Consider the following 13,649-nt stretch of genomic DNA (forward strand, 5'->3'; position numbering starts at 1 on the left):
CCTTAGTTATCAGGATGTGGAAGTTGACTTATAAGTATATTTGCTCAGCGCCTTCATGGCTTTGATCCGTGAACACAGCGACTCTACGGTCAAACCGGTCTGCTGGCGCTGCTCTTTAACGGAACCATGCTCAACAAAGATGTCCGGTACACCCATCAGATGCACGCGTGCATCATAAATCTCCTGCGATGCAAAAAACTCCAGCACTGCGCTGCCCAGACTTCCCGCCTCACTGGCTTCTTCCAAGACGACCATTGAGGTTCCGGCATGGGCCAGCTCCAGCAGCATTGAATTGTCAAGCGGCTTCTGGAAGCGTGCGTTCACGACTCCGATCTGGATTCCCTCGCGCTTTAACAGCTCTGCCGCTTCTTCGGCAACCTGAACCATCGGCCCGCAGGCAACCACAGCGTAATCGTCGCCGGTACGCAGGCATTCCCATGAACCGATCGGTATGGTGTGCAGCTCCTTATCCAGAGCCACACCTGTTCCGTCAATCCGCGGATAACGGTAAGCAATCGGCCCGTCATTATATTCCAGAGCCGTCTTCATCATATGGCGCAGCTCGTTCTCATCCTTAGGCATCATGATGACGATATTCGGCATATGACGCATAAAGGCGATATCATAAACCCCCTGATGCGTCTCGCCATCTGCGCCGACAAAGCCCGCACGGTCAATGGCGAACATTACGTTGGCATTATGGCGGCAGATGTCGTGCAGAATCTGATCATAGGCACGCTGCATAAAGGTGGAATAAACCGCAAAGACCGGCTTCATTCCTTCCATAGCCAGCGCTGCGCAGAGCGTTGCCGCATGCTGCTCGGCAATGCCGACGTCGATCATCCGGTCAGGGAACTCCTTCGCGAACGGGAACAGGCCGGAGCCTCCCGGCATGGCCGGTGTTACTGCGATCAGACGTTTGTCCTCTCGGCCCAGCTCAATCAGCGCCTCCCCGAACACTTCTGTGTACATAGGCGGCTTACCCACCGCTTTCAGCGGCTGGCCGGATTCGATTTTGTAAGGAGAAATGGCATGGGATTTGTAGAAATCGGTTTCGGCTGGCTTATATCCTTTACCTTTGGTAGTCAGCACATGCACCAGAACCGGTCCGTTGACATTGTCCGCCTGATGGAAGGTGTCAATCATCTTCTCGATATCATGCCCGTCTACCGGACCGAGATAGGTGAAGCCGAGCTCCTCAAACAGCACGCCGGGAACCATCATATATTTAAGGCTGTCCTTCAGCTTCTCCGCTGTCTTGGCCAGCTTGCCGCCGATAGCCGGAATTCTCCGGAGCAGCCCTTCCACTTCGTCCTTGGCCCGCAGGTAATGGCGGTCAGAACGGATTTTGCTCAGATAATTGTGCATAGCTCCGACGTTAGGCGCAATGGACATTTCATTATCGTTCAGGATCACCATCAGCTTGCGGCGCTCATGCCCGATATGATTCAGCGCTTCAAAGGCCATCCCGCCGGTCAGCGCACCATCACCGATCACAGCAATCACTTTGTTGTCTTCACCCTTCAGGTCACGCGCCATGGCCATGCCCATAGCCGCAGACAAGGAGGTGCTGCTGTGCCCGGCCTCCCAGACATCATGCTCACTCTCTGAGCGCTTTACAAAGCCGCACAGTCCGTCCTTCTTGCGGAGCGTGTCGAAACGGTCCTGCCGGCCGGTCAGAATCTTGTGGACATATGCCTGGTGTCCTACATCATAGATCATTTTATCCCGGGGACTGTCATAGCAGTAATGCAGTGCCAGCGTAAGCTCCACTACCCCCAGGTTGGACCCCAGATGTCCGCCTGTTACAGTGAGCTTCTCAATCAGAAACTTGCGGATCTCCTCTGCAAGGGCGTCCAGCTCTGGCACTGATAAATTTTTCAGTTGCTCCGGATCATTTATATTTGGAAGCAGCACGAGTCTTCCCCGCTTTCCTAGATGTTGTAAAATATAAACCCCATTATAACACAAACGAAACGGCTGTCGAAATACAGCCGCTTCCGAAATTTGCCTAATGATCTCTTGACATCAGATAGGATGCGATTTCCAGCAGCCGCGAATTGTCCTTAAAGCCCCCTGCCAGTACGGCGCTGCGGGCAGCTTCCGTCAGACGCTCCACTTCAGCACGCGAGGCTTCAAGCCCGATAAAATAAGGGTAGGTCACCTTCTGCTGCTTGATATCGCTGCCTGTCTTCTTGCCGAGCTTGCCTTCATCGCCGACCAGGTCAAGGATATCATCCTGCACCTGGAAGGCCAGCCCGATCTGTGTGCCGAATTCGCGCAGCGCTTCAAGCTGCGCCTGGTCTGCACCGGCAATCCGTCCGCCGGCCAGCAGGGAGAACACGATCAGATCGCCTGTCTTATGGCGGTGGATATACTGAAGCTGCTCCAGGCTGGTAAGCCCCTGCTCGCCTTCCATATCGGCCACCTGTCCGCCGACCATGCCGCGCGGGCCGGCCATTTCAGCCAGCTCCTCGACAATGGAGAGAACCTGCTCTGCAGGCACGCCGTGACGGCGGGAGGCCTGGACTACGCTGTAAAACGAGTGAGTCAGCAGGGCATCACCGGCCAGAATAGCAGTCGCTTCGCCGAACACTTTATGATTGGTAAGCTTGCCCCGCCGGTAATCATCGTTATCCATAGCAGGCAGATCGTCATGAATCAGTGAATAGGTATGCACCATTTCGATAGCCGCCGCGACCGGCAGCGCAGCCTTACGGGCACCGCCAAGCGCCTCGCAGGCTGCAACAACAAGCAGCGGGCGCAGGCGCTTGCCGCCGGCCTGCAATGAATAATTCATTGCATCCTTCAGATGACCCGGGACCGTCCAGTCCGCCGGAAGGGTAGCTTCCAGCTCCTGCAGAACAGCTTCAGTCACAGTGGCGATATATGCCTCAAGCGGCTGGCGTACTCCGCCTGCCGCCTCTAGCTCCGGGCTATGCTCAGACCTGTTCATCGCTGTCCCCTTCCAGCCGGGCGCCGAAAGGCTTTTTGCGCAATTCCCCGTCCATCTCGGTAATCATTTCGATCTTGCGTTCCACCTGCTCCAGCTTGCTGCCGCACAGCTGCGACAGCTTCATGCCCTGCTGAAACAAATCAATGGCTTTCTCCAGGGGAACGTCGCCGTGCTCAAGCTCACGGACGATTTCCTCCAGCTGCTCCATGGCTCCTTCAAAATCCAGTTCCGCTTCCTTCGTCATCGTCTTTGCCATCCTCCTTCATTCCCCAGACCTGGCAGCTTAGCTGTCCGTCATTCAGCTTTATGTTGACCACATCGCCGAGCTCCACTTCCTTCAGCGATTTGATTAAATGCTCTTCCTTCTCGTCGTAGACGAGGCTGTAGCCGCGCGACATGACCTTCAGCGGGCTGAGCGCGTCGAGTGAGCGCAGCTCCGAGACGTAGCGCGCACGCTTGTCCCGCAGGCGCGCCTGCATCGCCCCCGTAAGCTGGCGGGTGATGCCCTCGGTGCGCTGCCGGGCCGCATTCACGCTGGCCTGCGGGTGGAACCGCTGCAGCCGTGCACGCACCACCGCCTGGCGCTCCTGCGCGCGGCGGTGCCGGGTCTCGGCTGCGCGGCTCAGCGCCGTGCGCAGCATGTCCAGCCGCTGCGCGTGCTGGGCCAGCTGGCGGCGCGGGCCGACCAGCGCCAGCGAGCGCTGCAGCGAGGCGAGGCGCTCGCCGCCGCGCTGGGAGCGGCGCAGCAGGCCCTGGCGCAGCCGCAGCTCAGCCGTGCGCAGCTGCGAGGCCAGCTCGGCGGCATGCGGCACAGCCAGCTCGGCCGCCGCGGTAGGGGTCGCCGCCCGCAGATCGGCGGCGAAATCGGCGATCGTGAAGTCGGTCTCATGACCGACTGCCGAGATCACCGGAATGCCGGAGCCGGCGATCGCCCGCGCTACGGCTTCTTCGTTGAAGGCCCACAGTTCCTCCAGTGAGCCGCCCCCGCGGCCGACGATCAGCACGTCGGCCTCGCCCATGGCGTTCAGGTTCTGGATCGCCTTCACGATCGAGGGCCCAGCCCCTTTGCCCTGCACCAGCACGGGGTACAGCACCACCGCTACCTGCGGAAAGCGCCGCTGCAGCGTAATGATAATATCCCGTACAGCCGCGCCGGTCGGTGAAGTTACAACCCCGACAACGCGCGGAAAGCGCGGCAGCGGACGTTTGCGGTCCGCTGCGAACAGCCCTTCCTGCTCCAGCTTCCGCTTCAGCTGCTCGTAAGCCATATACAGGCTGCCGATGCCGTCAGGCTGCATATGGGTCGCATAGAACTGGTACTGCCCGTCCCGTTCATATACCGTTACATTGCCTCTGGCTATAACCTTGGTCCCTTCCTTCGGAACAAAGGGCAGCCGCTGGTTATGCGAGGCGAACATGATCGACTTGATCCGGCTGCTCTCATCCTTCAGCGTAAAGTACATATGCCCGCTGCCGTGATGCGTGAAGTTGGAGATTTCCCCGCGGACCCATACATCCGACAGGAGCACATCTGAATCCAGCTTCATCCGGATATATTTGTTCAGATCCTTGATGGATAAAACTTGCCGTTCTGCCGCCATAAGCAGTTCCTATTCCAGGCCGCGGCGGCGTTTGGCCGCAATCAGCGTGTTGCTCATCAGCATGGTAATGGTCATCGGGCCTACGCCGCCAGGTACAGGTGTAATGTATCCGGCAACTTCCCGCGCGCTCTCATAGTCCACATCTCCGGCAAGCTTCCCGGAATCCAGCCGGTTCATCCCGACATCGATGACAACGGCGCCCGGCTTCACGTATGAGCCGTCGATGAAATTAGCCCGCCCAATCGCTACTACCAGAATGTCCGCCTGACGGCAGATTTCGGCCATATTCGCTGTACGGGAGTGGCACATGGTTACGGTAGCATTCTCACGCTGCAGCAGCAGGGAGACCGGCTTGCCGACAATGTTGCTGCGGCCGATTACTACGGCATGCTTGCCGGCAATACCGGTGCCTGTCCGCTTGATCAGCTCAATACAGCCCGCAGGTGTACAAGGCAACAGGCTGTCATCACCGATAACAAGGTTGCCGACATTGATCGGATGGAAACCGTCCACATCCTTCTCCACAGCAATGGCATCGATAACCGCCTTCTCCTCGATATGCTTAGGCAGCGGAAGTTGTACGAGAATACCGTCAATATCATTACGGCTGTTCAGCTCTGCTACCAGGGCGAGCAGCTCCTCCTGGGTTGTGTCTGCATCGAGTCTGTGCACTTCCGAGTGGAAGCCAAGCTCTGTGCTGGATTTCTCCTTGTTCCGCACATAGACCTGGGACGCCGGATCTTCACCGACCAGAACGACAGCAAGACCAGGCTTTACGCCGTGCTCTGCCAGGTCTTTCACCTGCTGTGCGATGTCAATACGAATTTCTTCGGATACCTGTTTACCGCTGATGATTGCTGCTGTCATGTAAGTCTCTCCCCTTTTATCTACTCTAGAAGTGTGATTAAAACACGATGGCTGGTATTACGGGCTACTGCTTGTCTGCTGTTAGAGTCCTTTTTTTAAAAAAGCTGGCTTACAGCTCGCTTTTCAGCTTATCGATTTCCTGGATCATTTTGCCGAGCACACCGTTCACGAATTTGCCGGAATCCTCTGTGCCGAAATGCTTGGCCAGATCAATCGCTTCGTTGACCGCAACCTTGGCAGGCACATCGTCAGCGAAGACCATTTCAAAAGTAGCCAGGCGCAGGATCTGCCGGTCTACCCGGGACAGACGGCTCATCTGCCAGCCCTTAAGGTAATGCTCCAGCATATCGTCGATAGCCACCTTGTGCTCCCATACGCCGTTCACATGCAGCACGACATAAGCCTTCAGTTCAACCTCATCCGTAATAACATGCTCGCTTTCATTCTCTTCGGATGCCTCCGCGATCAGCATTTCTACCGCTTCCGCACTATCCACATCGTTCATTTCCATCTGGTACAGGCTCTGTACAATAATCTCTCTCGCTAAACGTCTCTTCATGTGTTCCTCCTACAATCTTATCTCGCATTTTATATCGTAAAGCATTGTTTCCGGCAAATCATTCATTACAGTGCAATCACAATTATTCTCAGCATAAAACCGTCTGCTTTATCCCTAATTGTATTTCGTACAGTCAAAAACCGGCCGGGGCTGTACCGGGGTTCATATGTCGGTATCTAATTGTACGAAATACAGTTAAACGGATTGTAGGTCCATCCAGTAACCAAAAAAACCGCACAGCCCTCACCCGGCAGGCCAGATAACGCAAAAGAAACGGGTTCCAGGCTCCGGGAGAAAGGCTATCGCGGTTCATTTGAAGGGACGCCAGCGTCCGGACAGCCGCTCCACCAGCTCCTGCCATACAAACAGGGGCGGCTGCGCCGTATCCTTTCTTTTGCCAAGCGTATATCCGATGAACACTACCAGTGCAAAGAACAGCATATCCCAAAAACCGCTAATCAGATAAATCAGGCCAAGCACAATACCGAAGGTAACTCCGGCGATTCTGCCCCCGTGACTTTCCCATACTTCTTTCCAGGGCATAAGGGAAACTCACCTCTATTCCACTCGACTTTTGAAGCTTGGAGACTGTGTGAGGTTGGCAATATAGACCGAAACGTCTGCAACCGGAATTCCGGTCGTCTCCTGCACGAAATCATGCACCTGACGCTGAACCTCATTAGTCAGCAGCGGGAGCGAATGCTCGCCGTCCACTACCGCACGGATCATAATCTCAAGTCCGGCCTGCGACACGCGGATACGCGACTTCAGGTCCCGGATCCCCTTGACCTTCCCTGCTGCCTTCAGGCTCAGGTTCTCAATGGTTTCCATGGAAATCTGAATGTCCCCGTACTCCGTACGCTGGTCCACCGACGGCTGGGAGGCCCGGTCACGGCGCAGAGAGATATAGAAGAAGCGGATGCTGAGCAGAAACAGAACGACTGCCACTGCAATGGCTGCAATGTAGGCGGCCGGACCGTCCTGAATCTCCACCGTATCCGGTATTGCGCCGCTCAGGAGGAGAATGGCAATTACAGATAATATTCCGATGCTTAGGCTGTAGATAAACAGCAGAAGCCTGTCCAAAATTTTTGCCACTGGTCTCATAACCTCCTTAAATTAGAGTAAACCCTCGACGGTGCTGTCGGGGGTTTATAGATAAACGAGGGCCCTTATTTCACGCGGTGAACCGCTTCTGTATCTTCACTCTTGTCCGTGCTTACGGTAGTTTTGAACTGAACGTCATGGACATGCACATTCACTTCCACTACAGTCAGACCAGTCATAGTCTCGATGGAACGCTTGACATTACGCTGAATCTCTCCGGCTACTTCCGGAATACGGTTGCCGTACTCGATAATTACGGAGACATCAACGGCAGCTTCACGTTGTCCAACCTCTACCTTTACTCCTTTGGACAGGTTCTTGCGGCCGAGCAGCTCCACAATTCCTCCGGCGAATCCGCCGCTCATGCCGGCCACGCCTCTGACTTCCACGGTAGCCAAACCTGCGATAACCTCGATTACTTCCGGAGCAATCTGGATCTCGCCGATCTCCGTACGTTCGAATTCCGTCGGCAATGTACTCATCTTGGACTTCAACCCTTTCAATAAAAAAGTTGTTCAATATTTATAACGGAGAGCACGTCTCTTATTAAACATACTATATCATTTGCCGAACTTTATGACAAACAATGAGAATCCGTCCTAAATTTCATACTCTTCCAGGAACTTGATATCAAAATTCCCGTCCAGGAATACCGGATGCTCCAGCAGCTTCTGGTGGAACGGGATCGTGGTATGTATACCTTCCACAGCAAATTCAGCCAGCGCCCGCTTCATCTTCGCCACTGCCTCCTGGCGCGTCGGCGCCCAGACGATCAGCTTGGCAATCATCGAATCATAGAAAGGTGAGATTGTATAGCCGGGATAAGCCCCGCTGTCCACACGTACACCCAGTCCGCCCGGAGGTAGGTAAAAGCCGATTTTGCCAGGTGAAGGCATAAAGTTCTTGTCCGGATCTTCGGCATTAATGCGGCACTCAATCGACCAGCCGTTGATCACGATATCCTCCTGGGTAAAGGAGAGCGGATTGCCTTCTGCCACCGAGATCATTTCCTTGATCAGATCCACGCCGGTAACCATCTCTGTTACCGGATGTTCAACCTGGATTCTGGTGTTCATCTCCATGAAGTAGAACTGTCCGTCAGGGCCCAGCAGAAACTCCAGCGTACCTGCTCCGGAGTAATTCACGGCCTGCGCTGCACGTACAGCCGCCTGGCCCATCGCTTCACGGATCTCCGGCGTCAGCACGGAACACGGAGCTTCTTCGACCAGCTTCTGGCGGCGGCGCTGCACGGAGCAGTCACGTTCGCCCAGATGGACGACATTACCATGATTATCTGCGATAATCTGAATTTCCACATGCTTCATTCCGGTCAGGAATTTCTCCAGGTAGACACCGCCATTGCCGAAGGCCTTCTGAGCTTCCTGCTGGGCAGCGGTAATCTGCTTCACCAGGGATTCCTCATCTTCAGCGATCCGGATGCCCTTGCCTCCGCCGCCTGCAGTAGCCTTGATAATGATCGGGTAGCCGATGTCACGGCCCAGCATAACAGCCTCCTCCACATCGCCCACCAGCCCGTCAGAGCCCGGAATAACCGGAACACCGGCCAGCTTCATGGTGTCCTTAGCTACAGCCTTGTCCCCCATCCGGGTAATGGCATCCGGGGAAGGACCGATAAAGGTGATATTGCAGGATCCGCAGATTTCGGCGAAATCGGCATTTTCAGCCAAAAATCCGTATCCGGGATGAATGGCATCGCACTCCGTTAAGGTAGCGACACTCATAATATTGGTAAAGTTCAGATAACTGTCCTTCGACAGCATCGGACCGATACAGTAAGCCTCATCTGCCAGCCGGACATGCAGTGAATCCCGGTCAGGCTCCGAATAGACCGCGACGGTGGAAATGCCCATTTCGCGGCAGGCTCTAATGATGCGCACCGCGATTTCACCGCGGTTGGCAATCAGCACTTTTTGAATGTTCATGCGTTTCCTCCCAAAGTTTAACGAGGCCAGCTAGCTCCTCTTGTTCTAGTACTGCGGCAATTACTCCGGCTTTACCAGAAACAGCGGCTGGCCGTATTCTACAAGCTGGCCGTTCTCGGCAAGCACAGACACGATTTCGCCTCTTACTTCCGCTTCCAGCTCATTCATCAGCTTCATCGCTTCGATGATGCAGACGGTCGATTTCTCATTTACACGGTCCCCTACCTTAACAAAGGACGGGGATTCCGGAGAAGCGGCACTATAGAAGGTTCCTACCATTGGAGATACAATTTTATGTAATGCTCCTTCGGCAGGGGAAGACTGCGGCTGTAATGCAGCCGGGATCTCACTTGGGGCCGTAGGTGCAACGTGCTGCGGGCTGAGCGGCTGTGGTGCTGGCGTAAAGGGATAGACATAAGGAGCCGCCTGGATTGCATTGCCATCAGCTTCAGCGCGATCCGGTTTACGTATAGCCAGCTTCATTCCTTCGCTTTCAATCTCCAGCTCATGTACGGAGGAGGTCTGGTCCAGCAATGTAATCAATTCCTTAATCTCGCTTAACTTGAACATTTAATCGTTCACTCCTTCAGCTTTCTCTCGAAGTTACTTTTCTGGTACGGATAAGTTGAAACGGTTACGCCGTCCTTAAAAGGACGCTATTCGTTTCTGCGAAAAAGATAAGGATAGAGGATAGTGTGAAATATATCCTTTCTTATCTTTCAAGCAAAAAACGGCCTCACCGTTTCTCTTTTGAAGCATAGCTTCAGGGATAACGCAAATCTGAGGTCGCTTTCATCATGATAACTTTATGTATTATATCACAAACGCTAGAAATGGAAAGAGCCCGGGACTCACCCGGGCTCTTTCGGCATTATCTGCTTTTTTATGCTGGAAATTATTGCTCAGATACATATTGGACGCGGATTTTGTCCTGGGTAACGCTCAGTTCCTTCATCACCAGATCCACAATGCCTACGGCCTGCTTCACATCCAGCTTCTCGCTGAGTACAACCACTGTGTAGCTGTTCCCGGTTTCCTCCTTGACGATAGCCTCACCATATTTCTGCTGGAGCTGGGTTTCGATATCGCTGATTTTGGATTCTTTTTCCTCAAGCTTGCCGAGCTGCTCCTGGGCAACTGCATTCTCGGCCGGTGTCTTGCTCATATCGTTGATCTGGGCGATCAGGTCATTGTAATTCTTCAGGTTCTGCTGGTCGCGTTCGAACAGGTAGTTGGTGAACATACTGCTTGCAGAAGCGCTCTGTGCGGCTACTTCCTTCAGGATTTCATCATCGCCCTTGGCTGGCGTGCCTTCAGTGGAAGCTGTGGCACTGTCTGCAGAGGTGTCAGCTGCTGCTTTATCACTGCTTGACGCTGTCTGCTCACCGGCTGTTTTGTCCGTTACGGCAGCAGTATCTTCCTTGGCGCTGTCCGTGCTGCTCTTATCCGGTGCAGCCGCCGTTTCGCTGCCGGCTGTGTCCGGAGCCGGGTCAGTGACAGCCGCTGCTGCAGCATCTTCAGCTGCAGTGTTTTCTGTTGCAGCCGCTGCTTCAGAACCGGCATCCGTGCTGAGTGCGCCCTGAGTATCCACTTCATTGATAACCAGGCCGTTGTCAAGCACTGTGGAATCCGCTGTACCTGTGCCGTTATTCGCACTGTCTACCTGGATGGTACCTGCGGTTTCCTTGGGAATGGAGGCCCCGGTGTCTTCAGTGAATAAGTAGTAAGCCGACAGCACCACCATCAAGCTGAGCATGGAAACCAACCAAATCGTTTGTCTTTTGCCCTTCATTTTTGTTTCCTCCTAAAAATAATATTGGATTTATGTGATTTGTCCGCCTATTCCTGCTTGCGCGGCACGACGGAAATACGGTAGCTCGGAACATTCAGGCCTTTCTGGATGGCCTCTTCAATCAATCCGCGGACAACCTTGTTTTCCGCGCCTTTGGCTACAACGAGCACGCCGCGTACTTGCGGCTTGATCCGTTTTGTAATGATCGGGGTCTCATCACCTGACTGGCTGTAAGTGACAATTTCACCGTCCCTGGTGTATTGCGTAGTATGCCGCTTGCCGCCGCTGGCATCGGTCTCTTCACTGAGCTGCTGCGAATCATTCATATTCCGCGTCACAACGATTTCCTCTGTAGACTCTACAGTAACCATGATGTCCACCGTTCCGACACCGACGATTTTCTCCAGGATTTCCTTGGTGCGTTCCTCCATCGCCTGCTCAATACTGTCAAACGTGCCGGAGTTATTAAGATCCCCCTGCTGCAGTGTGGTCTGCGAAGACTCAACAGCCGGCGGTTCCCGCCCCGTATTCTCGCTGTCGAGCTTCTTCACGTTCACGAAGGAGTTGAACAGCATGATTGCCACACCCAGCAGTCCCAAAATGATCAGCCAGCGGAAGGTATGACTCCTTTTCGGACTGCCGGAGCCCCCGCCTGCCCATTGCTCCAGCTTTTTTAACCAGTTGGCCACTTCTTATTCCCCCCTCATCAATAACGCTGCCTCAGGATTTACCGCTGCCTGCCGGGCTGCCCGAGACCCGGATGATTCCGTGTTCCAGATTCCAGTTTGCCTCCAGCAGCTTTATAATTTCATCCGCCTCTGCCTCCTGCCCGCCAGCTCCGGCACCGGACGCCCCGTCTGCTGATCCGGCTGTCACTTCCTGTACCGCGCCGCCAGTACCTTCGCCGATCTGCACCTGCACAGGCTCCACCGGTTCAATCCGGATCGGTTCACTTCCTGTAGAACTGCCGTCTGAGGTCCCTGTTCCTGCTCCGGTGCTGCCGGCCTGACCCGCTGCAGCTGAAGCCGGCAGGGACACGTTAACCGCGGTAATTACAGGAACGGCTTCGCCGCCGGAGCCGGATGCTTCGCTCAGCCCGAGCTTCACGGTCACCTTGACTCCCTGCAGCCCTGTGCTGCCGGTGACCTGCTCCCGCATCTGGCCGGCTACTTCCTCCGCAGCCAGCTGCAGGCTTTGCTCCTTCGCCCCTGCGGCCAGCAGCCGCCCGTCCGCCAGAATCTGCTCCAGCTCCCCGGCGCCCTGGCCTGCACCGGAGAACAGTCCGCCCTGCTGTTCCTGCTGTCCCAGCGCCACGCTCAGCTCCTTTGCGGCATCCCCTTTCAGCAGGGAGACAATCGGGCTGAGCATTGTCAGCAGGACCAGCAGGCTGAGTACCAGCCTGGCGTAGCGCTCCATCGACTTGCCCGGGAGCAGCATTTCTACAAAGGCAGCCATCAGGACTACCAGAATGAGCTCACGCAGCCAATCGCCTAACCAGCTCATATTCTTAACCCCCTGGACGTTAGTAGGCATCCGCTTTTTTCCCGTCCCGCAGGCCTCACCTCATCATCACCGTGACATTGCCTGCGGTCAGCATGATCGTAACGGCCAGGAAGAACATCAGGGATACGGCGGCCAGAGCGGCAAAGACATAAATCATGCTTTTGCCGATGGTCTGCAGACAGGATACGATCGGCGTCTCGCCGAGCGGCTGCATGACAGCTGCGGCCACATTGTAGATCAGCGCCAGAATCAGAATTTTGATCGCCGGAAACGCACACAGGAACAGGATGATGATGACGCCCGAGAGCCCGATTGCATTCTTTACCAGCAGTGAAGCCGAGATGACGGTATCGGTGGCATCCGCGAACATTTTGCCGATGACCGGTACGAAATTTCCGGTAATGTACTTGGCGGCGCGGATCGTCACACCGTCTGTCACCGAGCTGGTGATGCCCCTGACCGAAATGACGCCGAGGAACACAGTCAGCAGGACTCCCAGCAGCCCGGCCCCGACATTGCGCAGCAGGTTTGCCAGCTGGGTCAGCTTGTATTTGTCCGACATGGCGCTCACCAGATGCAGCACCGCCGAGAAAAAGAGCAGCGGGAACACAATCGTGTGAATCAGCGTGCCGACTGTATGAATCATGAACACAATCAGCGGATGCGTAACGGAAACGGTAACGATGTTGCCCATTGAGGCGAGAAGCGCGAACAGCAGCGGAATCATCGCCATCATGAAGTCAATCATCCGGTCGATCGCATCCTTCGCGTAGCCGATGGCAATGTTGAAGCTGTTGACGGCGATGACGAGCACAACCATGTAACAGAGCATATAAGCGATTTTGCTGACAGCCTTGCGTTCAAAAGCGGTCTGCAGCGTCTCCAGAATCATGCTGAGCACGCTGACCATAACGATCGTAACCAGCAGCTTGCCGTTGTAGAGCACCTCATGCCACATGAATTTACCCAGTCCGGAAAGGACACTGGCGAAGCTGAGACCGTCCTCGCCGGGAAGCAGCATATCCATCAGCGACGGGGTCTGCCCGTCCGGGAAGAATCCGCCGTACTCCGTCATCAGCTGGTCCCAGTAAGACTCCACTCCGTCCAGCGGCAGATTCTCCACCTGTCCCTTGACCCAGCCGTCTACGGGTGAGGAGGTGCCTCCTGAAGCCTGCGGAGCGCCGGTTGCCGCGGCCGTTTCCCCGCACCAGAGCAGCAGCAGAAAGGGCAGAAGCAGCAGCAGTATTTTTATTTTAGGAATCTTGTGCACCTGCACTCCTCTCTTCCCGCCTTTCTCCGGCTGCTCCCGCTCCGCCCGGGA

At 55.2% G+C, this 13,649-nt stretch carries 15 protein-coding genes; all 15 read right to left on the reverse strand.

Translation table 11 applies throughout. From position 1 onward, the window contains the following. Window positions 1-9: 9 nt before the first annotated feature. The 15 genes from dxs to spoIIIAE all read right to left on the reverse strand — a co-directional run bounded on the left by dxs (window position 10) and on the right by spoIIIAE (window position 13,598). Window positions 10-1,917, reverse strand: coding sequence for a 1-deoxy-D-xylulose-5-phosphate synthase (gene dxs, locus NST84_RS20325; protein WP_342561971.1), 1,908 nt, complete (start codon window positions 1,915-1,917; stop codon window positions 10-12). A 94-nt stretch (window positions 1,918-2,011) separates the two neighbouring features. Then, the gene (locus NST84_RS20330; protein WP_342561972.1) at window positions 2,012-2,956 is read right to left on the reverse strand and encodes a polyprenyl synthetase family protein; all 945 of its coding nucleotides are present in this window, start codon (window positions 2,954-2,956) and stop codon (window positions 2,012-2,014) included. Then, window positions 2,943-3,200: an exodeoxyribonuclease VII small subunit gene (gene xseB / locus NST84_RS20335; RefSeq protein WP_342561973.1), complete on the reverse strand. Its 258-nt coding sequence runs from the start codon at window positions 3,198-3,200 to the stop codon at window positions 2,943-2,945. The genes NST84_RS20330 and xseB overlap by 14 nt, the downstream gene beginning before the upstream one ends. Further along, entirely contained in the window at window positions 3,172-4,557 is a 1,386-nt protein-coding gene (gene xseA / locus NST84_RS20340; protein ID WP_342561974.1) for an exodeoxyribonuclease VII large subunit, read from the reverse strand. The genes xseB and xseA overlap by 29 nt, the downstream gene beginning before the upstream one ends. A 9-nt stretch (window positions 4,558-4,566) precedes the next feature. Next, window positions 4,567-5,424 carry a bifunctional methylenetetrahydrofolate dehydrogenase/methenyltetrahydrofolate cyclohydrolase FolD gene (gene folD, locus NST84_RS20345; protein ID WP_342561975.1) on the reverse strand — a complete coding sequence of 286 codons (858 nt, stop codon included), beginning with the start codon at window positions 5,422-5,424 and terminating at the stop codon, window positions 4,567-4,569. 109 nt (window positions 5,425-5,533) lie between these two features. After that, window positions 5,534-5,983 carry a transcription antitermination factor NusB gene (gene nusB, locus NST84_RS20350; RefSeq protein ID WP_342561976.1) on the reverse strand — a complete coding sequence of 150 codons (450 nt, stop codon included), beginning with the start codon at window positions 5,981-5,983 and terminating at the stop codon, window positions 5,534-5,536. A gap of 309 nt (window positions 5,984-6,292) precedes the next feature. Further along, on the reverse strand, window positions 6,293-6,526 hold the full coding sequence (locus tag NST84_RS20355; protein ID WP_090719125.1) for a DUF2273 domain-containing protein: 234 nt from the start codon (window positions 6,524-6,526) through the stop codon (window positions 6,293-6,295). 15 nt (window positions 6,527-6,541) lie between these two features. Then, window positions 6,542-7,081 carry an alkaline shock response membrane anchor protein AmaP gene (gene amaP / locus NST84_RS20360; protein WP_342561977.1) on the reverse strand — a complete coding sequence of 180 codons (540 nt, stop codon included), beginning with the start codon at window positions 7,079-7,081 and terminating at the stop codon, window positions 6,542-6,544. Between the two features lie 74 nt (window positions 7,082-7,155). Then, complete coding sequence (locus NST84_RS20365; RefSeq protein ID WP_342561978.1) at window positions 7,156-7,572, reverse strand: Asp23/Gls24 family envelope stress response protein; 417 nt, start codon at window positions 7,570-7,572, stop codon at window positions 7,156-7,158. 117 nt (window positions 7,573-7,689) lie between these two features. After that, window positions 7,690-9,033: an acetyl-CoA carboxylase biotin carboxylase subunit gene (accC, locus tag NST84_RS20370; protein WP_342561979.1), complete on the reverse strand. Its 1,344-nt coding sequence runs from the start codon at window positions 9,031-9,033 to the stop codon at window positions 7,690-7,692. Between the two features lie 60 nt (window positions 9,034-9,093). Beyond that, window positions 9,094-9,603, reverse strand: a complete 510-nt coding sequence (accB, locus tag NST84_RS20375) for an acetyl-CoA carboxylase biotin carboxyl carrier protein (protein ID WP_342561980.1) — start codon at window positions 9,601-9,603, stop codon at window positions 9,094-9,096. Between the two features lie 325 nt (window positions 9,604-9,928). Continuing rightward, window positions 9,929-10,825 (reverse strand): SpoIIIAH-like family protein, encoded by an 897-nt coding sequence (locus NST84_RS20380; protein WP_342561981.1) that lies wholly within the window; start codon window positions 10,823-10,825, stop codon window positions 9,929-9,931. A gap of 47 nt (window positions 10,826-10,872) precedes the next feature. Beyond that, entirely contained in the window at window positions 10,873-11,514 is a 642-nt protein-coding gene (gene spoIIIAG / locus NST84_RS20385) for a stage III sporulation protein AG (protein ID WP_342561982.1), read from the reverse strand. 31 nt (window positions 11,515-11,545) lie between these two features. Further along, the gene (gene spoIIIAF / locus NST84_RS20390) at window positions 11,546-12,328 is read right to left on the reverse strand and encodes a stage III sporulation protein AF (protein ID WP_342561983.1); all 783 of its coding nucleotides are present in this window, start codon (window positions 12,326-12,328) and stop codon (window positions 11,546-11,548) included. Between the two features lie 55 nt (window positions 12,329-12,383). Further along, window positions 12,384-13,598 carry a stage III sporulation protein AE gene (gene spoIIIAE, locus NST84_RS20395; RefSeq protein ID WP_342561984.1) on the reverse strand — a complete coding sequence of 405 codons (1,215 nt, stop codon included), beginning with the start codon at window positions 13,596-13,598 and terminating at the stop codon, window positions 12,384-12,386. Window positions 13,599-13,649 lie beyond the last annotated feature (51 nt).

The sequence above is a fragment of the Paenibacillus sp. FSL R7-0345 genome (assembly GCF_038595055.1).
GTDB lineage: Bacteria > Bacillota > Bacilli > Paenibacillales > Paenibacillaceae > Paenibacillus_AQ.